The organism is Arthrobacter sp. GW460-12-1-14-TSB2 (genome assembly GCF_059423525.1).
The window spans coordinates 569,629-591,331 of record NZ_JBWKYC010000001.1; the positions used below are offsets into that span (position 1 = coordinate 569,629).

The following is a 21,703-nucleotide window of genomic DNA, read 5'->3' on the forward strand; positions in this document are numbered from 1 at the left end:
TGTGTCACGTCGAGGTCACAAGTCTCGAAAAACTCAGGTCGGTCCACTCGGACCGGCCTTTTTGTTGCCCTAAACCTTCCACAACGGGCCCCCAAAGACTGAAGCCCCGCCGACCCCCATACGGCGGGGCTTCACCTGGCAGTAGAAGAGGCAAGGTGCCAGGGCTGGCTGTAAACCGGTCCACGGCAGGTTCGATTCCTGCTGCTGCCGCGGGAACAACAGTTCCCCCGGGCGCCTTCAGGCGTACCCCACACGTGCGGCTCCGTCAACGCCAGGCCAATGACCAGCGAAGGACGGACCGGGAGTCCTCGAATCCTCCTGCCAAGGGACACCCTGCGGAGCCGCACAACAAACTTTCAAAGCTCTCCTGCATGGAGACCGCAGGTCGGTACTGGGCAAGTCACCTAAGTGCGACCAAGGATCAGCCGGGGCTGACCTCACGGTCGGGTCGGATCAACTGCATCTGCGGCCTAAGAACGAGGCGACGCTACGCGCCTACTCCATGCAGGAGCCACACGTCCCGGCCAGTTCCGCGCCATGCACACGAGCATGCTGGGAACCTCATGGCCGGCACCAAACCGGGGAACGCCCACACCAGCGGCTGACACTGGCGGGGCAACACGTAACCCAGCGACCGACACGTAGGAACTGGGCGAAACGCGGCCAAGCAATGAATGCCGGACATATGGGCCGGAACGAGATCCCCATTCGATAAGGGGATGCAACCGCAGACTTCAGGAGGCAGGGCATGCGTCTGTACCGCGCCATTTGCGCCTGGCTCGAAGCCTCAGCAGCCGCAATGACTGAGCCTCAAGAGTTCGGACCCGAGGGAGCAGGAGAGGCCCGTAGCGAGCATGCTCACTCGTACAGCGTGCCTCCTGAGCTACACGTACGCAGCGACCGCGAGCCCCTCTACGACGACGAAGACCGCACGCACCGAAGAAGGCCCATAGGCTTCACTCGGCGCTGATGGACTCCTTAGCGGCCGACCGAACCTTGGCAGCAAACGCCTGGGCCTTAGCCTGATCCCCACGCTTTACCTCGAACGTCCAAGCGAACTCGGGACCCTCAATCAGCAGGTAAGACTCACCGCCAGACTTCTTCTTCATGGCCAGCGAGATCAGGCCGAAAGCAGCGAACCGGGTCAGGGTCACACGCTGAGATAAGGCCTCGCCTGACTCCACCACGGCCGTCACACCCGCCAGCGGATACTCGCCCTTCTGCTTCGACTCAAGGCATCGCACCCTGTCCTTGTACAGCGTGAGCATCCCATACGTCGCTACGGGCGCCTTAGCAGCCCACTCCTTTAGTCCCATGGCAGGTGAGTCTACGTGGCAACCTCACGCACCGGCACCAGTCAATGGAAGAAAGTACGCAAGCGCGCACTCCACCTAGCCCAAGCACAAGGCATAGAGCGATGTCCATACTGCCGAGTCGTCCTTGACTACGTCGTGAGCCGCACACCATCGAGTGCAGAGCCCGACCACGTCATAGCCCATGCAAACGGCGGCCAGGACGCGCTAAACAACGTCATTGTGTGCTGTCGCAAGTGCAATCAGTCCAAAGGCAACCGCCCAGCACCCAAAACAATGACCATTCTGAAGGCCAAACCGCTCAAAACGAGCCGGAAATGGTGACTGTGGATAACCCCGGATAAGGCTTTTCCTTATCCCAAACCCCAAAAAAAGGGGGTGGGGGACACCCCTCCCCGCCCCTCGTTTCCTCGTACCCCAGGCATAGCGAAAAATATCCCCCCGAGCTGGCCCGCAGCTGCAGCCTGATGGATTTCCGCGGCCATGAGGGGCGCCTGTGACCGCTGCGCCGCCTGCTTGTAGGGCTTTTGACCTCCGTCAGATTTGCTCTCGTGGGCGGTGTGGCTCCAATCTTCAATGCGTCTATTTCCCTTTATTTACAAGGAGAAAGTGTGACATTCTGTTAGAATTGGAGCATGTCGAATCGGTGTTGCGAGGAGTGCGGGGAGCCGTTGAGGCTGTATCGCTCGCAGGCTCGGACCTGTTCGGCTCGGTGTCGTAAGCGATTGTCCCGCCGACCGGGTCTGCCGCAGGCCATGACCGAGCGCGCGAGATGGATTCGGCGCACTTCCACGAAGCGTCCGATCACTGTTGCCGGCAAGCCCGCCAGTTCGACTGATCCGGCGACATGGTCCACATTCGCTGAGGCCAAGGCATCGTCTGCTGGCGTCGGCCTGGGCTTTGTTCTCGGTGACGGTATCGGCTGCATCGACCTTGACCACTGCTTCGTCGACGGCGAGCTCGCCGACTGGGCTGCCGAGTACATCCGGAGCGTCTCTGAGCCGGTGGTCTTCGCTGAAGTCTCTCAGTCCGGTGAAGGTGTTCACCTCTTCATCGAGGCGCCGGAGGCTCCTGGCCGGAAGATCCGCGACGGCCGGAACATCGAACGCTACACAGCCGACCGCTACATCGCGGTGACGGGAAACGCCATCAAGCTCTAGGAGCTCTCATGCCGATCAAGCACCATCTCATCGCAGCTGTCGGCCGGGCTTCCGAGGGCCAGACGGTGGCCTGGTTCGGACCGTCGCAGGTTCTCGTGCGCGAGGACTTCATGAGCATCGCTGGCGTGATTGCTGATGGGGTTACGGTGCGGCGGACTAACGGCGCGGAGTCGATCTGGTTCCCCAATGGCGGGCGCATCTGGTTTAAGTCCGTCCGTGCGGCCCGAGGTTTCGTCTGTGATCGGTTGTATGTCCCCGAGCGCATCACCGGCGATGACTTGATGATCCTTGTACCCTCTGTCGTCTCATCTAAAGACGGGGCCATCGTCTACTACTAGGAGGCCGCCGTGGATGAGCCTTCCGGACTTGGTGAGCGCGGTTCTGCTCTCTGGCAGACGATGTCCGGGGCTGACGTCGCTCGGAATGCGCTGGTGCTGGAGGCTGCCCGCACTGCTGACCGCCTGGACGAGTTGGACAACATCATTCAGGGCAAGGGCGTCCTGAACCTCATGCAGTTCCGGTTGCACCTCGATGAGATTGACGAGGATGGCGATCGGAACATCAACGTCGAGGTGAAGTTCGCTGCTCCGTTGGCTGAGGCCCGGCAGCAGGCGACCGCACTGGCGAACCTTCTCACGAAGCTTTCCCCCGCTGATTCCAAGGCGGCAGCCGCGCCGGCTCCCGTGCCGTCGGACCTTCCTTCCAATGTTTCCCCTCTGGACAGGTTGAACAAAAAACTGAAGGCCTAGGTGGTGCGCGTGCTGATCGGTTCGCAGGTCGCACGCTTCAACACCGCTCCTTCCCCGCGTGGCTACTCCATGGAGCATGCCGAGAACGCACTCGAGTTCGCTGAGGGTTATAACTACATCGCGGACCCTTGGCAGGCGGAGGTTGTTCGGGCTTGGCTGCGGACTGATGATGCTGGCTGGGTTGCTTCGACGTGGGGCCTGAGCGTCCCCAGGCAGAACGGTAAGAACGGCGCGCTGGAGATTGTTGAGCTCTACTTGATGGTGGCGCTCCACATGAAGATCCTGCACACCTCGCACCTTTTGAGTTCTGCGCGCAAGGCGTTCAAGCGTCTCATGTTTTTCTTCGGTACGAGGGTCAATGATCCTCACGCGAAGTTCCCCGAGCTGAACGCTCTGGTGAAGGAAATCCGCAAGACCAACGGCCAGGAAGCCATCGAGCTCCACACGGGCGGTTTGATCGAGCTGGGCGCTCGCACGGGCGGCGCCGGGCGCGGTAGTTCCTTTGACGTCCTTGTAGTTGATGAGGGTCAGGAGTATGAGGAGGACGAGCAGGAGGCTCTTGAGCCGACTACCTCGGCCGCCCCGTCTGGTGATCCGATCACGATCTACATGGGCACTCCCCCGAAAGATCTCTCCGAGCGCGGCGAGCCTTTCGTGCGGGTCCGGAATGCTGCCGTGACCGGTGCTGATAAGCGTTCGGCATGGGTTGAACATTCACCGGCCGGCGATGTCGACAAGATGACCGAGCAGGAGCTGCGGATCTTCACTGCCGACCGGAAGAACTGGTCCGAGGCCAACCCCGCACTTGGCGGCCGCATCAAGCTGCGGACGGTCGAGACTGAGCATCACAAGTTCTCCCCGCGGTCGTTCGCGCGCGAGCGGCTCAACATGTGGCCGACTCCTTCGGTTGCCGGGAAACTGGCGTTCACGAAGTGGGACGACCGGGCGATCGATGACCCGGATCCTGACTGGCCAGTGGCCGCATATGGCGTGGACATGAACCCGGAACGCACGAAGGTATCCATCGGGGTATCCACGTTCTCAGAGGGCGACAGCATCCACCTTGAGCTGGCCGCTGATGCCCCGTTCGATGAGCGCGGGACTACGGCTTTGGTGGAGTGGTTGTGGGAGCGTGCGAAGCGCCGCATCCCCATCGTCATCGATGCATACTCCCCGGCCCGTGACCCGCTCGAGGCACTGCTGAAGGCCAAGAAGATGAAGGTATTCATCCTCAGCGGCCAGGAGTACACACAGGCGTGCTCGGGCCTGCATGAAGCGGTCGAGAAACACCCGGCCGTGACGCACTTCGGCCAGGAACACCTCGACCATTCCGCGAAGAACACCACGCAGGACCCGATCAAGAACCGCCCTGGCTCGTTCAAGTGGAACCGAACGAGCCTCGATGTCGATCTGGCCCCGACCGTGGCCGTGACTTGCGCCCATTTTGGAGCGAAGAAGTTCGCCCGCCGCATTCCGAAGGCTTCTGAGAAGAAGGTTCGCGGCGCAATCGTTTTCTAGGAGGTGGCCTGCTTGGCTGTTCTTGATGTAGCGCGCCGCCTGACTGATGTTGAGTCGTCAGCCTTCAACCGGATGCTGAGGACCATCCGGCGGAAGGCGAGCCGGAACCAACTGCGGACCAAGTATGTCGATGACAAGAAGCGCCTCGACAAAATCGGCTTTTCAGTGCCGCCGCACATGGTGGACTTCCAGACTCCGATCGGTTGGGCCCGGAAAGGCATCATCACGCCGGCATCAAGGATCCGCCCGGATGGCTTCACTCTTCCGCGGCAGTCGGATCTTCTCGATGAGATCCATGGCGCTTTCGAGGATACCCACTATGCGGCCGTTGAGCGGATGGCCATTGAGGCGTCACTTCAGCATGGAGTGTCGTTTGTCTTTGTGACCCCGGGAGATCAGATCCTTGGGGAACCTGAGGTCATTGTCTCTGCCCGGACGGCAGTGGAGGGCACTGCTGAAATCGATCCTCGGTCGAACCGGGTAACGATGGCGCTCGAGTTCATCAGCGGTGTTGAGTACTTGCTGTACATGCCTGGGGTGACTCTCAGCGTTGAACGCAAGGATCAGGAGTGGAAGGTTACGCGGGAGCACGTCGGTGTCCCTGACTTCGTTCCTTGTGTCCCCTACATCTGGGGATGGTCGTTGAGTCGTCCGATGGGCCGGTCCCGTGTGACTCGACCACTGATGGGGTACATCGACCGAGGCGTCCGAACGATGCTCCGTCAGGAAGTCACTGCGGAGTTCTTCTCGGCACCGCAGCGGACATTGCTGGGCGCTGAGGAAGAGCACTTCACAGACCCCAAGACCGGCAAGAGGATATCTCCCCTCGACGCACTCATCGGTGGTGTCTGGGCTCTGCCCAACACCCGGGATGAGGAAACCGGAGATCTCATTACGCCCAAGCTTGAGCAGCTGCAGCAGGCATCAATGCAGCCGCACAGTGAGATGCTCCGGACCATCGGCTTGATGGTGTCCAGCGAGTTGTCCATACCCGTCGGATATTTGGGCATCATCCATGACAACCCGTCCAGCGCTGACGCCATTCTGGCGTCGGAATCGGACATGGTGGCCATGGTGGAGTACGAGCGCGACCTCAGCTACGGCATCTCACGGCAGAACCTGGCACGGACGATTATCGCAGTGAAGTATGGCGGTATCACGCCGGCCATGGCCGCCGAGCTGCGCGGCTTGAAGGCACACTTTGCGAATGCCGGCACGCCTACTCGTGCCGCACGTGCTGATTCGGCGCAGAAGTACTCCATGACGTTCCCCAACGGCGATCCGGAGGTGGCCATGGAGGAGTACGGCCTGACCAAGTCGCAGATCGAGCGGAACCTTGCCTATGCAAAGCGCGCCGAGTCAAGCACCCGACTCGACACCCTCATGGCGGCGGCTAAGGTCTCCGCCGCTCCGGTGTTCAGTGACGGCGAGGCTGCAGCTGGACCCGTTGACGAGCAGCTCAAACAGGCCACTCTTCTGAAGGCCAAGGCTGACGCGCTCGGCACCCTCCGTCGCGCCGGAGTGGACGCCGCGTCGGCAGCCTCGCAGGTTGGGCTGACAGGCGTGAAGTTCATCCCGGGTAACCCAATCACCATCCGTGAGGATGCTTAGCAGTGGTCGAACGCGAGTCGATTGAACGGTACCGCCTGGCATCTGCCGAGCTTTCGAGCCGGGTTACTGCCGAGTTGGCCGCATACTTCGCAGCGCTCGATTTATCCCGTCCCGAGGCCGTGCGTGACGCCATGCTGGAGTTCCTGCCCATACTGGTGGCTCAGTATGGGCAGGTGGCCGAGGTGCTGGCTATGGACTGGTACGAGGAGCAGCGCGCCGAGTCGGGCGCAACAAGCCGCTTCCGCGTGGCCGCCCCGCAATCTCCAATATCCGCATCACGCGTCGAAGAGAAGGTCCGGTACGTCGCAGGTCACCTGTGGACTCCGGAGCCCGCCGCGATGCTGTCCGCTCTCACCGTTGCCACAGACAAGTACGTGAAGCAGCACGGCCGCGACACCATCGTGTGGAACGCGGATCGCGAGGGCGCCACATGGGCCCGGGTTCCGACCGGGCCGAAGACTTGCTCTTGGTGTCTGATTCTCGCTTCCCGGGATGCTGTCTACGTCTCACAGAAGTCGGCGGAGACGCGTGCGGATGGAGATAAGTACCACGGCAAGTGCGACTGCCAGGCGGTACCGCTGCGGCGTGGGGACGACTACCCCGAGGGATACCTGCCGGACGACTACTACGACATGTACATGATCGCCCGCGACTCCGCAGGCTCCGGCGATATGAAAGAAATCGCCGCAGCGATGCGCCGCGAGTTCCCGGACTTCGTCAACGACGGCGTCCACACCCACTAGGTTCCCTTCCGTGCGATGCGGGCAGGGTTATTTGCCGTGCGATGCGGCTTTCACGAAGGAGCTTTCCCATTGAAAAAGCAGTTCCCCCACGGCATTGACATCACCGCCCCCGGCGGACTCACTGCGCTGATGGCGTTCCACCGAACAACCTTCGGTGACGCCGTCATGGAGATCGATGCAGAAGCTGAGGCAAAGGCAGCGGCTGATGCCGCAGCGAAGGCAGCATCCGACGCGGCCGCGGCAGCCAAAGACGCTGACGAGAAGCTCGGCGAGGGCGGCATCAAGGCTTTGAAGGCCGAGCGCGAAGCTCGGGAAGCCGCCGAGAAGCGCGCCTCCGACGCGGAAGCGAAGATCCAGGCCGCCGAGAACGCCAAGCTGTCCGACATCCAGCGGGCCCAGAAGGAACGAGACGATCAGGCGACCGAGAACGCGAAGCTCAAAGTCGCCAACGCCCGTCTCACCGCACTGGCGGAGCACCCTGTCCCAAAGGACTACCAAGACTTGGTGACCGGGACGGACGAGGCCAGCTACCTCGCCTCCGCCAAGAAGATCTCCGAGCTATACGCCCGAGCTGAGGGGAAAGCTCCAAAGCCTGACCCGGTTCATAAGTCAGGAACCCGCACCGGCGACAAACCCGCCGAGGGCTCTGTGGCATCCGGCCGCGAGCTCTACGAAAGCAAGCACAAGAAAACCAACTCTTAGGAAGGCTGACCATGCCTCGCTACACCTCCGAATCATTCGGCAGCGGGAACATGTCCTGGCTCGGTTCTGAGCATGCCGTCAACGCGGCACGCACCGAACAGCTGGACATCTCCACGTTCACTGCCGGCACCCACTACCCGGACGGTTACATCCGCTCCGGCACTCCGGTCGCGAAGGTCGGCGGTGTCCTCGTCCCGTACGACGCGACTGAAGGAACCGTGACCGCCGCTGGCATCCTCGCCGGCTTCGTCCTCACGGATCAGAAGGTTGTCGGCACCGCTGACTTCCCTGTTCCGCTGATCGACCACGGCCGCGTTATCGCGTCGAAGGTCCCCGTGACCTTTGTGAAGCCGGCGGCCGCCGCCAAACTGTCCGCAACCACCATCGTTTTCGTCTAAGAAAGGGGGATGACTCATGGCACTTTGGACTGATCTCATCACTCCGGCCGAGCTGACTGGCTACGTCCGCACGGCCCTTGAGGATCTGGAAGTAAACCAGGCCTCTCTCGCTGCATGGCTGCCCAACACCTTCGTGAGCGACATCAACGTCCGCTTCGTGAAGGGCCAGGCTGGTCTTGTCGCCGAAGCGTCCTTCCGGGCGTTCGACGCCGAGCCGGAGATCGCTGGCAGCACTTCGGGTCAGCGCGTCACTCTGGAGATGCTGCCCCTCGGGCAGAAGCGCATCATCTCGGAGTACGACCAGCTGCGCATGCGAAACGCCTCCGATGAGGTGCTGCGCAACAGCATCCTCAAGGAAGCCCGCAACGTTGCCCGCGCCATTGCCGACCGCATCGAACGCCTCCGCGGCACCGTGCTGGAAACCGGCAAGGCCACAGTCAACCAGGGCAACCTCGCGTTCGATGACGACTTCGGGCGCGCTGGTGGGCACAACCTCACCGCAGGTTCGCTGTGGTCGACGTCGTCCGTCGATCGCCTGACGTACCTGCAGACGCTCGTGGCCACCTACAAGGCCACGAACGATGGCACGGCGCCAGGCGCAATCGTGACCTCTGACCGCGTGCTCATTGCGCTGGCAGCCGGCGACCAGTTCAAGACCACGCTGGTGGGTGGAGCGTCTCGCCCCGCTATCGCCAGCGAGGTCCGCGAATACCTGATCGCGGCTGGCCTCCCCCCGGTCACGGTGTACGACCGCCGCACTTCTGGCGGCCGTGTTCTGTCGGACGACAAGCTGATCCTGCTGCCCGCTCCCGTCAACCCGATGGAAGGCGAGTCGGACCTCGGCGCGACGTTCTGGGGTCAGACCCTGACCTCGCAGGAGTCCGAGTACGGCATTGCCGACGTCGAGCAGCCTGGCGTTGTCGTCGGCGCCCACAAGGCCACGTCGATCCCGCACATCGCGACGGTCGAGTCCGACGCTATCGCGCTGCCGGTGCTGGCCAACGCGAACCTCTCGCTGGTGGCCAAGGTCCTCTAGACATGACCGGATGGGGCGCCGTTTCGGCGGCGCCCCATCCCCACCCTTTGCGAAAGGAAAGCAATGCCAAAGTTCTCTGTGCATGTTGCACTGATGTCACCCGTCTTCCGGCCGGTGAGCTTCTCCCCCGGCGACGATGTCCCTGAGTGGGCTGAAGAGCTCGTGGGCGAACATTGCCTCGAACCTGAGGAAGCCATCGACTTCGATGGGGAATCGGACGAGGGCCCCGGTCCGGAATCCGAAGGCCCCGCTGACGACTCCGAGACTGACGAGACCCAGTCCGAGGAAGAGCCGCAGCCGGCTGTAACCGATGTGCCTGACTTCACTGCCCCCGCACCTGCCCGCCGCGGCAGCCGTACCCGGAAGTAGGAGCCATGGCCGCTGACTACGCGACGCTGGCCAACCTGAAGCTGCACTGGCCCGGGCTGCTGGCCGAGGACGAAACCGAAGCGACGCAAAAGCTTCATGAGGCGTCCGTCGAGGTCCGCGGCAACTACCCGGACATCGACGCCCGGCTCTCCATCTCGGTGGAGGACGGCGGCATGGATCCGGACATCCCCAAGCTCGTGGTGAACCGAATGGTCAAGCGGGCCATGGACGTCACCGACGATGCGCCGACTGCCGGGCTGGAGACCTTCCAGTTCGGCACGGGCCCGTTCTCGGTGGGCGGCAAGGTGCACAACCCGGACGGGAATATTTACCTGTCGGCGGCGGATAAGCGCCTTCTGGGCAAGTCCCGTCCGCGCCGGCAGGCTTGGACGATTCACCCGGGAGGCTGACATGGGCGTGGCATATTCACTGCCGGGCGATTACCACGCGCCGGGGATGTCAATCGTGAATCGGTTCCCGAAGTCCTGGCTGACCGCTGTGACCGTTCTTCGGGGCGGCGGCAAGGACGCCAAGGGCAACCCGCTACCGACCATGGAGATCATAGTCACTGGGTGTCTGATCGGGCCGCGGGCGACCGCTGACCCGTTGGACCGCTCAGAGATTGTGAGTGCTGCCGCAGTCCTGTACCGAGGACCGGGCTTCACGTTCCTACCCGCTGACCGGATCCGCGTTCCATCGGGTGCGCGGATGCAGGGCACATGGTCTGTGGATGGGCGCCCTAGCGAATGGCCGTATGGTTCCGAGGTTGGGTTGGTGATGTCCTGATGGCAGTCCGCAAGGTTCCCGGTTCGCGGTATTACATGGCTGATGACAGCGGGCTCCGCGACATCGCCACATCGTCGGCGGTTGGCGAGGCAACCTTGGCGGCCGCGCAACGCCTGGCTGGCAATGCGCAAGCCGTGGGGCGCGGCGAGTACGAGGCCGCGCCAACGACTGTGACTGCCGGTTGGGCGAACGAAAGTCGGGCTGGAGCCGTTGTCCGCGAGACCCGCCGGGACTGGAAAGACACGAGGGACGCGATCCTTCTCCGCGTAGCCCAATCCATGGAGGTGAGGGGTAAATGATCGACGCACTCCTCTTCCCGGACACGCGGGATGCCCTCTTCGACTTGATCGACGGCGCCACGCATCTCGGCGCCCCGGTGCGGGCGGTCTACCAGGTCCCCGCGGACTCCTACGGGGCGATCGAGGGGCCCTTCCCGTTGGCGCTGATCTACGTGAACGGCGGCACCCGGGGATTCGTTGACCGTGTGGACCGGGCGACGATCGAGGTCTATGCTCCCGGGCAACAGGCCGAGAACACGCTGGAGTCCATCGCCGCTTCCATCGTCGGATCGGACATTGAGACGCCGTCCGGATACATCGACGGTATCGCCACAGACATCACCCCTGCCGACGTCCCATATCAGTCCGACACTCTCAACAAGGCCGTGGCGACTTTCCTTGTGACGTCCCGGCCCCTCTAGCCCCGTTCGGGGAACTAACCAACTCTGAGCCCTTGAAAGGGGTCTATTCACCATGCCTACCTTCGATACGATCCGCCAGGAATCCGACAACCGGAACTTGGTCCGCAAGATTCAGAAGGCCGTCGCCTTCCTGGCGCCAACCAGCGTTGACCTTCCCGAAACCCTGTTCGGTGTCGGCGGCGCCCTGATCGACCTCAAGACCGCCGGCTGGCTACCCGTTGGGCTCGTCACCCCGGACGGCTACGAGTTCGGCCGCGACATCAGCACTGAGGATGTCTCCGCCCTTGGCTATGCGAGCCCCGTCCGCTCCGACATCACCGAAGTTGCGCGGTCCGTGACCATGACTCCTTTGGAGACCGGCCGGAAGCACATGCTGGAACTGACCTACGGCACGGACCTGACCGCCGTAACGCAGGCTGTCGCGTCGGGCGAGATCGTCATTGACGAGCCGGACTTGCCGGTTGGCCAGGAATACCGCCTGCTCATCATCGGCTCCGATGGTCCGGCCGCTGACAACTGGATCCTCGGCCGCGGCTACGGCACGGTGAAGCTCTCCTCGACGGATTCGCAGAAGTGGGGCACTGGCGATCCGGTGTCGCAGCCGCTCACCTTCAACGTGTTCACGGATGCCGAGATCGGCACGCCGGTCCGCCACTACATCGGCGGCACGGGTGCTGTGAAGCACAAGACGGCACTCGGCTTCACCGCCGCTGTCTAATCCCCCCAATCACGGTGCGCGCCGCTCTCCGGGTGTGGCGGCGCGCACCGTTCCCACCTACACCCGAAATTCTTAGGAGCCGATATGCCCCGCTTCATTTCCAAAGACGGCAAGCACACCGTCGAGACCGCCGTAGCCACCGAGGCCGCCGAGCTGCGCCGCGACGGCTACACCGAGCAGAAGGCCCGCACAGCTGATGTGCGCGAGGCCGACGCCGCCAAGTCCACCAAGTAAACCCAACCCCTCACACCCGGAGGTAACACCATGGCCGTAGACAAGCCGAACATCAACCTGACCCTCGCTGCCCTCGAGGCGGAGGTCGCCAAGCCAGAGCCTTTCGTGCTCGCACTCAAAGGCGGGAAGCGCATCACGTTCCCCGACCTGTACGACCTGCCTGCCGTCGAAGCTGAGGCTTTCTTCGCCAAGTTCGAAGGAACTGGCAGGACGGACTTCGCACTCCTCGAGGAGTGGCTGTCCAAGGAGGACTACGAGGCGTACGTCGCAGCCCGGCTGCCGCTGCGCGTCCACGGCGCACTCATTGAGCGCGTCATGGCCTACTACCAGCAGACGGTAGGGACCCCGGGGGAAGGTACCGCCTCCGCGAGCTGATCCACCGTTACCGCCCGCAGATCCGCGCCGACCTCTTACGGGAGTTCGGCGTGGACCTGGCGGAGTGGTTCCGGGCTAAGCGGTGGGTTGCGTTGCTCGAGCTGATCGACAACCTGCCCACCGCTTGCAAGCTCAACGAGGCAATAGCTAACGACCCGGAATCCGCGAAGCATCTTGCGGAAATGCGGATGTCCCGGCCGGACGACGCCGACCCGTGGTCCCCAAGAATTTCCGAGTTTGATCTGAACATCACCATGCTCCGCGAGATCCTGCACGCCATCAAAGGTTTGCGGCAGGTCAGTATCGCGGCGGCTGGCGGGAAGCCCGGCGAAGAGAAGCCGTTCCCCGCCCCGTACACCGAGATTGACCGCGCCATCGAGGCGGCGGAACGCAACTGGGCTGAGCTCTTCGTCCAGCAGTTCGGGTTCGCATCCGACGACATCTGACAACTCCATAGGAGGCCCTTGTGCCCGTAATCGGTGTAGCCGAAGTCCTTGTGTCTCCGGTGTTCAAGGACCTCCAGAAGAAGGTCGGCCAAGAGCTCGACGGCGCCGCGACGTCCGCGGGCCAGTCTGCCGGGTCCAAGATGGGTTCCGCCCTCGGCGGCGCGCTGAAGTCAGGTGCGATCGCGGTTGGCACTACTGCCGTGGCTGCCCTCGGCGTTGCGCTCACCAAGGGTTTCGGGCGCCTGCAGGCCATCGAGAATGCCAAGGCTAAGCTGACCGGGCTGGGCCACGACGTCGAGTCCGTAACGGGCATCATGAACGACGCCATGGCCGCCGTGAAGGGCACCGCGTTTGGCCTTGACGAGGCGTCCACAGTGGCGGCCGGAGCGGTGGCAGCTGGCGTAAAGCCCGGCAAGGATCTTGAGCGGACACTCCGGCTGACCGGTGACGCCGCGACGATCGCGGGCGTGGGCATGGGCGAGATGGGCGCGATCTTCAATAAGGTCGCGTCCTCGAACAAGATTCAGGGCGACGTTATCGCCCAGCTGAATGACGCCGGTATCCCCATCGTGCAACTGCTTGGTAAAGAGCTCGGCACGACGGCCGAGGAAACCGTCAACCTTGCTTCTGAGGGCAAGATCAACTTCGAGACTTTCCAGAAGGCAATGGAGGCAGGGCTTGGCGGCGCCGCTCTGGAGTCCGGCAAGACTTTGCAAGGCGCTTTCAAGAACACGATGGCGGCTGTGGGCCGAATCGGCGCATCGCTGCTGTCCGGCGTGTACCCGAAGATTCAGCAGTTCTTTGCCGGCGCCATCGACTGGCTCAAGCCGCTGGAAGAGGGCGCGAAGATCGCAGGCGCGGCCATCGGCACGTTCCTGGACAAGACCATCTCCGGCGCGCAGGGCCTTTGGGATCTGCTCGTCAAGGGCGACTTCACCGGCAAGCTCACCGCGGCCTTCGGGTGGGAAGAGGATTCACCACTGGTGGATTTTCTACTCAAGGTCCGCGACGGTGCGAAGGGCCTCTATGACCTGCTGATCACTGGCGACTTTACGGGCAAGCTGACGTCCGCCTTCGGTTGGCAGGAAGATTCCCGATTCGTTGACTTCCTCCTGACCATCCGGGACGAAGTCAAGAAGATCCCTGGCGCGCTCGAGAAAGTAATCGACACCAGTAAAGACGTGGCTAAGTGGCTGTGGGATATGCGCGAGCCCATCGGCGTCATCGCCGGTCTCATTGTCGTCTCCCTGATCCCCCACTGGGTCGCACTCGGTGTGGAAGCGGTCAAGAGCGCCGTTCAGCAGAAGTTCGCATGGGTCATCGCTCGAAGTGAAGCTATCAAGTCCGCATTCGTCCACTCGTGGGCTGTTGTGGCCATGGTCGGCGGCTGGCTCCTCATGGGCGCCCAGGCAACCATTCAGGCTGTCAAGATCGCCGCCGCGTGGCTCATCGCCATGGGCCCGGTCGGCTGGATCATTGCCGGCGTCGCAGCGATCATCGCCGCCTTCGTGCTGGCCTACAACAACATCGGCTGGTTCAAGGATGGCGTAGATGCTGCCATGCGCTGGATCGGCGACGTCGTGGCCGGCGCTTTCGGCTGGATTCAAGACGCCATCGGCGCCGTGGTCAACTGGTTTACGAACGTGGCAATGCCCACATGGTCGGCCGCCATCGACATGGTCGGCGGATACTTCATGTCCCTGTGGACTGACTGGATCAAGCCAGCCTTCGACGGAATCGCGTCGTTCATCAAGTCAACCATCGACGGTATCGGCGCTGTGTTCACGTGGCTGTACGAGAACATCATCAAGCCCGTGTTCGACGGGATCTCCGCGGCGGTAGCCTTCGTCGGCGCCGTGCTTACCGACTGGTACTTGACATCGATCAAGCCGGTATTCGACTCCATCGGCGTAATTGTCAACGGCTTCTATCTGTTCTTCCGTGGCGTCTTCCAGCTCGTGGTCTCGCTGATCACGTACATTGTGATCCCGCTGTTCATGGCCTTCTGCAATCGGATGGTGGAGGCGTTTACCGCCATCGGAACCGTTATCGCCGGTTGGTGGAACGCGACCGTTGCGATCTTTGCCGCGGTCGGCGTGGCCATCAGCGACTGGTGGAACGGCGTAGTTGCGATCTTCAACACCGCTGTCAGCTTCGTGCGGGACGTACTCTCGGCGGTGTTCACCTGGCTCTACGACACGGTCATCAAGCCCGTCTTTGATGGGATCGGTAACGCGATCAAGTGGGTCTGGGACAACGTCATCAAGCCCGTATTCGACAACTGGGTGTACTTCTTCACCGTTGTCATCCCGCAGGCGCTGAACTGGCTGCACGACAACGTCATCAAGCCAGTATTCGACGCCATCGGCAACGCTGCGAAGTGGGTCTGGGAGACGCTGCTAAAGCCGGTATTTGATGCGTGGGTGAACGTGTTCACGGTCATCCTGCCGGACGCCTTCAACTGGCTGTATGACAACGCGATCAAGCCAGTTTTCGACAGCATCGGTAACGCGATCAAGTGGGTCTGGGACAACGTCATCAAGCCGGTATTCGATGCGCTGAACAAGTTCATCACCGAGACGATCCCGGATGCATTCGACAAGGGCGTGGGCTTCATCAAGACAGCTTGGGACAAGCTGATTGAGATCGCCAAGATGCCGGTGAAGTTCGTCATCGACACGGTCATCAACGATGGCCTGATCGGCGCGTTCAACACGGTGGCTGGCATCCTGCCGGGCATCGACAAGCTGCCCAAGGTGGCGCTCCCCGACGGGTTCGCCCGCGGCGGCATCCTGCCGGGGCAGTCGTCATGGCGGAACGGCGACGACCAGCTGGTGCCCATGCGTAAGGGTGAGGGCGTGCTGGTCTCTGAGGTCATGCGTGACCCGTACGAGCGTGCGCGCTTGTACGCGATGAATAAGGCCGCGATCATGGGCCGGAAAGCATCGGAGGCTCGGGCCCTGTTCGGTGAGGGCTTCGCTAAGGGCGGCATCGTCAATCCGCTCAAGCAGCTGATCGAGACGCAGGGCTACAACCGGATCCACAAGGGCGTCGACTTCGCAGCATCGGTCGGCACTCCTGTCTTCGCTACGGAGGACGGCCGCGTGTCGTGGTCCGGTCCCGGCGTTCAAGCGCCTGGCGTATGGGGCGGCAACGAGGTTCATGTCGATGGCGGTTCCGGGATTCAGTCGTGGTTCGCTCACTTGTCCTCGATGGCCGTCAAGGTCGGCGACTTGGTGCGGGCCGGGCAGCAGATCGCACTGTCGGGTAACACCGGCATCAGCTCCGGACCTCACCTGCACTTCGGGACGTTCGCCGGCGGCTGGCCAAACGATGTCAACCCCTACGGCTACCTCACGGGTGCGGGCACGCCTTCGGGCGGCGGGTTCAATCCGCTGGCCGGCATCATCGACGGGCTGCTGGCGAAGTTCAAAGAGGCGTTCCCGGCCGCCGGCATGATCGCTGACCTCGCCATCGGCGTCGGCAAGAAGCTGTTCGGCGCGGTCGGCGGACTCATCACCGGCGGCCACGGCTCGGCGGCGGGCCCGGCGCTGTATGACCTGGGCGGCATCCTGCCCCCTGGTATCTCGCAGGTAGTGAACCGCACCGGCAAGCCTGAGGCGATCCTCAACCCGCAGCAGTGGGCGGACATCAGCAGGCTCGCCACGCAGGGCGGCGGCGGACGGGGCGACACCCATTTCCACGGCAACGTCGGATGGGACCCCGACGAGGTCGCACACCGTATCGAAACGAAGCGGCGAGACACGTTCGCAGCTTTCGGAATCTAGGGAGGCCATTTAGTGGGTATCGCTTACGCCATCCCTTACGTTCCGCCGGCCCCGCCGGAGTCACCATGGCGGGGCATTAGCCTGTCGTGGCGCGGCTGGGACGGATCCGAGTGGGAGCTCACACGCCCGGCCACAGGGTTGTTCCTGCGGCCGGGCGTGCGGGGATTGCACCTGCCGTCGTTCGACCGGCAGTCCAGTTCCTCGCCCATGGTCGCAGGCTCCCGGCACCGAGGCACGTCAACGAATGACCGGGACGTGTTCTGGCCGCTGTACCTCTACTCGGATCGGGGCTCAGCCGAGTTCATGGAGAGGGACCGCGCATTCTGGCAGTCCCTTGACCCTGACCTTGAGGGCACGTGGACGGCCGGGGTTCCGAACGGCGGGCGCCGCACGCTCGGACTCCGGCTACTGGGCTCCGATGACGAGATGAACCATGACCCGGTGCAGCGCGGCTGGGCGAAGTACGGCATCAACCTGCTCGCCGACCAGCCGTACTGGCTCGGCGAGACGGTCACGAAGTCATGGGCTCAGGGTGACATGCGGAACTACTACATCACCGAAGAGGACCGGACGACGTACGGCTACCCTGCCGACGCCATCCATTACCTCTCCCCTGGCGGCTCGCTCGGCACGGCGACGTTCACGAACGACGGCGACGTGCCGGCGTATGCGGTTTGGACTGCGATAGGCCCGACGACGGCTGTGTCGTTCGGCGTCGGCGGCCGGGACATCATCGTTCCGTTCGACATTCCGGCAGGCTACGCGGTGCAGCTCGACACGGACCCGGTCAACGGGCAAGTGCTCTGGTACGGGGCATGGGATTCCGCAACCAAGTCGATCACGTCCGCCGTGGACCGCACGGCAGAACTCGACCCGGCGTCGGCGTTCGTCCCTATTCCGCGAGGGCAGGACCGGCCGCTGACTATCCAGATGACCGGGACTGGCACCGTGATTGCATCTGTCCGGAATAAGTACTGGAGGGCGTGGTAGTGGCCTCCGAGATCCCGTACGAGATCGTGGTTTACCGAGGCTGGGAGTTCGCTGGCTGGGTGGGGCGGCCGCTAGATTTGAAGCCGACCATCCGGCACAACATGAAGTCCACGGCGACCTTCACCATTGACGCCGATCATCTGCGGGCGACCGACCTTATGGCCCCGGGCGCCCGCGTGATGATCTACCGTCACGGCGAGCTGGAGGTGTCCGGCCCGGTGCGCCTGGCTGGCGGCAGCTTTACTGTGGCGCCGAATCTGACGTTCACTGTTGAGAGCGACTTCCGGATCCTGCATAACTGGCTGGCCTGGCCGAAACCGGCGGCGGCCCTCACTGGGCAGGACGTCGAGTACCGGACCATCACGGGCCCGGCTGAGACTGTCGTGAAGACTGTCATGGCTGAGAACGCGGCACGGCTCGGCTTCCCGCTGACCGTGGCCCCATCGCTCGGCCGCGGCGCGGTCGGCAAGTACACTTTCCGGTTCCATCCGGCCTATGACCGGCTGTTCCCTGCGGTGGATCAGGCTGGGATCGGTGTGACGGTTCGGCAGGACGGCGCCGGGCTACTGCTGGACTGCTACACCACACGGGACTACCCGCACCGACTCTCCCCCGAGAACGGGACCGTCATCGGCGGGACTTACTCGCTGGCGGCCCCGAACACTACCCGCGTGGTTGTCGGCGGCCAAGGCGAGGGAGTGGCCCGCGAGTTCCGGGAATTCCAGGACACGTCACGCGAATCCGCCTGGAACGACGTCATCGAAGTGCTACAGGACGCCCGCGACTCATCGTCCGGCGACGTCTACGCAGACCGCGCCAACGAAGTCTTGGCAGAGGGCGCGCCGCTCGCCGGGCTCTCCCTCGAGCTATCCGAGACCCCGCACTTCCGCTATGGCGGCGACGGGCTGCGCGTCGGCGACCAGGTGACGGCAATGATCCACGGGCAGGCGTTCACGGACGTTCTGCGCGAGGCCCGGCTGTCATGGGACAAAGGCGGCGACGTCGCAACTCCCGTCGTGGGCGAACGCTCCGATGACCCGGACCTCAACCTTGCCAAAAGAATCCGCGCCCTCCAGCGCGACAATGCAGACAGGAAGGCCCGCTAATGGCTTTGACGAGCGTCTTTTACGACGGCGTGGTGACCGAAACGGACCGGGCCAAGAATCAGGCCGGGACACCCATATACGGCGTGTATGGCGTGAGCGACTTCGAGGTCACCGCTCACCCGTCGATCCCATACAACGTTCTGGTGAAGGCTGGCCGGGCGCACGGGCACGGCGTCACCGATACGGCGACGGTCGATCAGGTGGTTCCGTGCGCGACACTGGCCTCCGGCACCCGATGGGACCTGATTGTCGTTCGCCGCAACTGGCAGCCGGCACTCGGTGGGCCGTCAACGCTTGTGGCGCTGCAGTCCGGCGTGGCCGCGGAGATCCCGGCGTCACGCAAGGTTGGCCCCGGCGTGGAGGATGACCAGCCCATCGCCCTCGTGAAGTGGGTTGGCGGGTTGAGCGCGCCGCAGCAGATCATTGACCTGCGCGTGTGGCCCGCCGCCGGCGGCATGGTCGCCAAGGATGAACTGGTGCGGACCTATCTGACGCAGGTAGGCACCCGAGTGAAGATCGGCGCTAACCTCTGGTCGTACGAGCTGCTGGCCAACAACGTGCCCGGGTGGGTAAACGAGGACGGTTCCGGCCCATGGGTGAGCCTCACGCTCGGCACCGACTGGGCGAACAATAACGGCAGCCAGGCACGGGCCCGGTTCGTGGGGCGCGGCGCATTCCTCCACGTCGAGGGCGACGTCCGCTACGTGGGTGACGTGGCGGTGACCGGCCCGCCTCTTGAAGGCTGGGTAGTTGCCAATCTCCCGGCGGGGATGACCCCAGCGTTCACGACATTCGTACCGGGAACAACCAACGAGTATGCCAACGGCGCGTTCTACTACGTGACCCCATCGGGCATCAAAATCGGGCCGAAGCCCCTCAAGAAGGTTGCCCAGTTCAACGGACTGGCGGCCCTGAAATGATCGACTTCCTCAACAAGCTTTGGCTCCGCGTGCAGGAGCCACGCGCACTGTCCGTCATCTACTTCTTCGCCTATCTGGCGGTGTTCGTCCTCGGCCTCGCCGTGGTCTCGGACCCGCCCCGGACAGTGCAGTCAAGTCTCGGCCAAACCCTTGTGGCCTGCTGGGCGGGCATGCTCGTGGCCGGCGGCGGGCTGGGGCTCGCGACTGTCCTGCAGGGCGCTTGGCTATTTGAACGTGCCGGAGCGATTCTCTGCATGTTTGCGATGGCCATCTACGGCGTGTCCGTCACGTCCCTGCCCGTTTCGCAGGCCAGCCTCCGAATAGCCACTCTCTGCTTTGTGATCTTCTCCATCCTCGCGTTCGCTGCACGCCTCGTGAAAACCAGGCACTACGCCTACGACCCCGAACGGTAGGCACACGCATGGACTCAGCACAGGTACTCGTCACGGTTTTCGGGGTGGTCGGCAGCAGCGGCGCCCTCGTGGTCCTGGTCAACGGCGTCGTGAAGTACTTCAACGGAACCGCCGGCCGTGAACGGCTCCGCAACGCCAGCATGAAAGAGCAGCGGAACGAAGCCTGGGCGGACGCCGAGCGCGAGCGGAACCGGGCGGACCGTGAAGCGTACAACCGGCGCCTGACCGAAGAGTACGCCTCCCAGCTGCGCCGTGACTGTACCGAACACGGCGTCACCGACAAAGAGCTCCGGCCCTGGCCCGAACTCAAGAAACCCCCGCCCGGCCAAGACTAAGGAGCACTGATGAGCGGATTCACGCTACCAACTTCCCGCCCGATCACCCAGGCTTGGGCTGCGGAGTTCGACGACTGGGACGGTGACGGCACCGTCGACTACCCGGGCGGTTTCTACCATTCGATCGGCTGGGACGGGCACAACGGCATCGACTATGGCTGTTTCACCGGGGACCCGGTGGAGGCTGTCGCTGACGGTGTTGTGGCGTTCGCCGGGGACGCGGGCTACTGGCATGCGATCCTTTCCGGCGGTGGCAACGCCGTTCTGATCGAGCACCCGGCCTACGAAGTGCAGACCGAGTATCTGCACCTCTCCCGCTGGGCGGTGGCCGTCGGCCAGTACGTCACCAAGGGACAGGTTATCGGATACTCCGGGGCGACCGGGGCAGCGACCGCCCCGCACCTGCACCTGGGCATGCTCAAGCTCCGCGGCTACAACCTGAACGACCGCTGGCGCGGCCGCATCGACCCGACCCCATGGCTCTACGGCTCCCTCAACCCGGACTACGCCGGCGCCGGGGCCATCGCCCCACAAGGCAGCATCACCCCAACGGAAGAAGGATTCCTCATGGCCCTCACGGACGCAGAACAAAAACTAGTCCTAGACACCATCGGCTATATCCGTTCGGCCCAGTTCAAGGCGGACATCTTCGCCGGTACAACTCAGGTCGAAAAGGACGCCCGAAACAAGTTCCATCAGGAGGCCCTGAATACCGGCGTTCCGTGGTTTGGATACGACGGCAAGCAGCCACCCGAAGGCCAGCGCCGCACCACGTCCCCAGCCGTGGACCTCGGGTACGCCGACACCCGCGAAATGCGGACCACCGCCCTCGTGTCAGGGCTGCAGGAACTCGTCAAGCAGCTGAGCGAAAAGCAGGGTGTCACCGTCGACTATGACGCGATCCGCGCTGCATCCGCTGCAGGCGTGAAGGATGCCATCGAATCCATCACCACAACCGTGAAACTGGAGGCCTGACCATGGATGTCCTCGCAACTGTCATCACGGCGCTCCTCACGGTCATCTCCCCGCTAGCCATCGCCTTGGCCAAGCGGGAGTCATGGACACGGCTAGTCAGCGTGTCCGTTTCCATCGTCGTGTCCGTGGCCATCGGCTGGGGCTACCTCGCCTATACCGGCGGGATCAGGTACTCCGCGGACATCGTCCAGACCATCCTTGCCGTCTACGGCGCCCAGCAGTTGGCGTACACCACCATCCTCCGATGGTGGGCCACCGTGCTGGAGCAGGTTGGAAACAAGCCCGCCATCGACGCCCCCGAACACCGAGCAGAATAGG

At 63.3% G+C, this 21,703-nt stretch carries 26 protein-coding genes and 1 tRNA gene; 26 read left to right on the plus strand and 1 reads right to left on the minus strand.

All coding sequences use genetic code 11. From position 1 onward, the window contains the following. Positions 1-137 precede the first annotated feature (137 nt). Positions 138-210, plus strand: a tRNA-OTHER gene (locus AC07YR_RS02760). A gap of 746 nt (positions 211-956) precedes the next feature. On the opposite strand, the gene AC07YR_RS02765 is transcribed toward AC07YR_RS02760, so the two are convergent. Then, entirely contained in the window at positions 957-1,316 is a 360-nt protein-coding gene (locus AC07YR_RS02765) for a hypothetical protein (protein WP_494732954.1), read from the minus strand. A gap of 15 nt (positions 1,317-1,331) precedes the next feature. Here AC07YR_RS02765 and AC07YR_RS02770 point away from each other — a divergent pair, with 15 nt between their 5' ends. The 25 genes from AC07YR_RS02770 to AC07YR_RS02890 all read left to right on the plus strand — a co-directional run bounded on the left by AC07YR_RS02770 (position 1,332) and on the right by AC07YR_RS02890 (position 21,702). Continuing rightward, positions 1,332-1,637, plus strand: coding sequence for an HNH endonuclease (locus AC07YR_RS02770; RefSeq protein ID WP_494732955.1), 306 nt, complete (start codon positions 1,332-1,334; stop codon positions 1,635-1,637). 431 nt (positions 1,638-2,068) lie between these two features. Next, positions 2,069-2,473, plus strand: a complete 405-nt coding sequence (locus AC07YR_RS02775; RefSeq protein WP_494732956.1) for a bifunctional DNA primase/polymerase — start codon at positions 2,069-2,071, stop codon at positions 2,471-2,473. Positions 2,474-2,481: 8 nt separating this feature from the next. Continuing rightward, positions 2,482-2,811, plus strand: a complete 330-nt coding sequence (locus AC07YR_RS02780) for a hypothetical protein (RefSeq protein ID WP_494732957.1) — start codon at positions 2,482-2,484, stop codon at positions 2,809-2,811. Between the two features lie 9 nt (positions 2,812-2,820). Continuing rightward, positions 2,821-3,222 carry a hypothetical protein gene (locus AC07YR_RS02785; RefSeq protein WP_494732958.1) on the plus strand — a complete coding sequence of 134 codons (402 nt, stop codon included), beginning with the start codon at positions 2,821-2,823 and terminating at the stop codon, positions 3,220-3,222. A 9-nt stretch (positions 3,223-3,231) separates the two neighbouring features. Further along, positions 3,232-4,740 (plus strand): hypothetical protein, encoded by a 1,509-nt coding sequence (locus tag AC07YR_RS02790; protein WP_494732959.1) that lies wholly within the window; start codon positions 3,232-3,234, stop codon positions 4,738-4,740. A gap of 12 nt (positions 4,741-4,752) precedes the next feature. Next, positions 4,753-6,351 (plus strand): hypothetical protein, encoded by a 1,599-nt coding sequence (locus tag AC07YR_RS02795; protein ID WP_494732960.1) that lies wholly within the window; start codon positions 4,753-4,755, stop codon positions 6,349-6,351. Positions 6,352-6,353: 2 nt separating this feature from the next. Next, positions 6,354-7,094: a VG15 protein gene (locus tag AC07YR_RS02800; protein ID WP_494732961.1), complete on the plus strand. Its 741-nt coding sequence runs from the start codon at positions 6,354-6,356 to the stop codon at positions 7,092-7,094. A gap of 69 nt (positions 7,095-7,163) precedes the next feature. Beyond that, positions 7,164-7,796, plus strand: coding sequence for a hypothetical protein (locus AC07YR_RS02805; RefSeq protein WP_494732962.1), 633 nt, complete (start codon positions 7,164-7,166; stop codon positions 7,794-7,796). An 11-nt stretch (positions 7,797-7,807) separates the two neighbouring features. Next, positions 7,808-8,194, plus strand: a complete 387-nt coding sequence (locus AC07YR_RS02810; RefSeq protein ID WP_494732963.1) for a head decoration protein — start codon at positions 7,808-7,810, stop codon at positions 8,192-8,194. Between the two features lie 16 nt (positions 8,195-8,210). Then, positions 8,211-9,230 carry a major capsid protein gene (locus AC07YR_RS02815; protein WP_494732964.1) on the plus strand — a complete coding sequence of 340 codons (1,020 nt, stop codon included), beginning with the start codon at positions 8,211-8,213 and terminating at the stop codon, positions 9,228-9,230. 63 nt (positions 9,231-9,293) lie between these two features. Further along, positions 9,294-9,599 (plus strand): hypothetical protein, encoded by a 306-nt coding sequence (locus tag AC07YR_RS02820; protein WP_494732965.1) that lies wholly within the window; start codon positions 9,294-9,296, stop codon positions 9,597-9,599. Positions 9,600-9,604: 5 nt separating this feature from the next. Beyond that, positions 9,605-10,009 (plus strand): hypothetical protein, encoded by a 405-nt coding sequence (locus AC07YR_RS02825; protein ID WP_494732966.1) that lies wholly within the window; start codon positions 9,605-9,607, stop codon positions 10,007-10,009. A gap of 671 nt (positions 10,010-10,680) precedes the next feature. Then, the gene (locus AC07YR_RS02830) at positions 10,681-11,085 is read left to right on the plus strand and encodes a hypothetical protein (RefSeq protein ID WP_494732967.1); all 405 of its coding nucleotides are present in this window, start codon (positions 10,681-10,683) and stop codon (positions 11,083-11,085) included. A gap of 52 nt (positions 11,086-11,137) precedes the next feature. Next, entirely contained in the window at positions 11,138-11,803 is a 666-nt protein-coding gene (locus AC07YR_RS02835) for a hypothetical protein (RefSeq protein ID WP_494732968.1), read from the plus strand. 84 nt (positions 11,804-11,887) lie between these two features. Beyond that, entirely contained in the window at positions 11,888-12,037 is a 150-nt protein-coding gene (locus AC07YR_RS02840; RefSeq protein WP_494732969.1) for a hypothetical protein, read from the plus strand. A 30-nt stretch (positions 12,038-12,067) separates the two neighbouring features. After that, on the plus strand, positions 12,068-12,412 hold the full coding sequence (locus tag AC07YR_RS02845; protein WP_494732970.1) for a hypothetical protein: 345 nt from the start codon (positions 12,068-12,070) through the stop codon (positions 12,410-12,412). A gap of 50 nt (positions 12,413-12,462) precedes the next feature. Continuing rightward, positions 12,463-12,858 (plus strand): hypothetical protein, encoded by a 396-nt coding sequence (locus AC07YR_RS02850; protein ID WP_494732971.1) that lies wholly within the window; start codon positions 12,463-12,465, stop codon positions 12,856-12,858. Positions 12,859-12,878: 20 nt separating this feature from the next. Continuing rightward, complete coding sequence (locus tag AC07YR_RS02855) at positions 12,879-16,646, plus strand: peptidoglycan DD-metalloendopeptidase family protein (RefSeq protein ID WP_494732972.1); 3,768 nt, start codon at positions 12,879-12,881, stop codon at positions 16,644-16,646. Between the two features lie 12 nt (positions 16,647-16,658). Then, positions 16,659-17,636, plus strand: coding sequence for a hypothetical protein (locus tag AC07YR_RS02860; RefSeq protein WP_494732973.1), 978 nt, complete (start codon positions 16,659-16,661; stop codon positions 17,634-17,636). Then, complete coding sequence (locus tag AC07YR_RS02865) at positions 17,636-18,742, plus strand: Gp37-like protein (RefSeq protein WP_494732974.1); 1,107 nt, start codon at positions 17,636-17,638, stop codon at positions 18,740-18,742. The genes AC07YR_RS02860 and AC07YR_RS02865 overlap by 1 nt, the downstream gene beginning before the upstream one ends. Continuing rightward, entirely contained in the window at positions 18,742-19,662 is a 921-nt protein-coding gene (locus AC07YR_RS02870; RefSeq protein WP_494732975.1) for a hypothetical protein, read from the plus strand. Before AC07YR_RS02865 ends, AC07YR_RS02870 begins: the two co-directional genes overlap by 1 nt. Continuing rightward, complete coding sequence (locus tag AC07YR_RS02875; protein ID WP_494732976.1) at positions 19,659-20,075, plus strand: hypothetical protein; 417 nt, start codon at positions 19,659-19,661, stop codon at positions 20,073-20,075. The genes AC07YR_RS02870 and AC07YR_RS02875 overlap by 4 nt, the downstream gene beginning before the upstream one ends. Before the next feature lie 8 nt (positions 20,076-20,083). Next, entirely contained in the window at positions 20,084-20,410 is a 327-nt protein-coding gene (locus tag AC07YR_RS02880) for a hypothetical protein (RefSeq protein ID WP_494732977.1), read from the plus strand. Positions 20,411-20,419: 9 nt separating this feature from the next. Next, a complete protein-coding gene (locus AC07YR_RS02885) occupies positions 20,420-21,385 on the plus strand; it encodes a M23 family metallopeptidase (protein ID WP_494732978.1) in 966 nt (321 codons plus the stop codon). Positions 21,386-21,387: 2 nt separating this feature from the next. Beyond that, complete coding sequence (locus tag AC07YR_RS02890) at positions 21,388-21,702, plus strand: hypothetical protein (RefSeq protein WP_494732979.1); 315 nt, start codon at positions 21,388-21,390, stop codon at positions 21,700-21,702. Position 21,703: the final 1 nt, after the last annotated feature.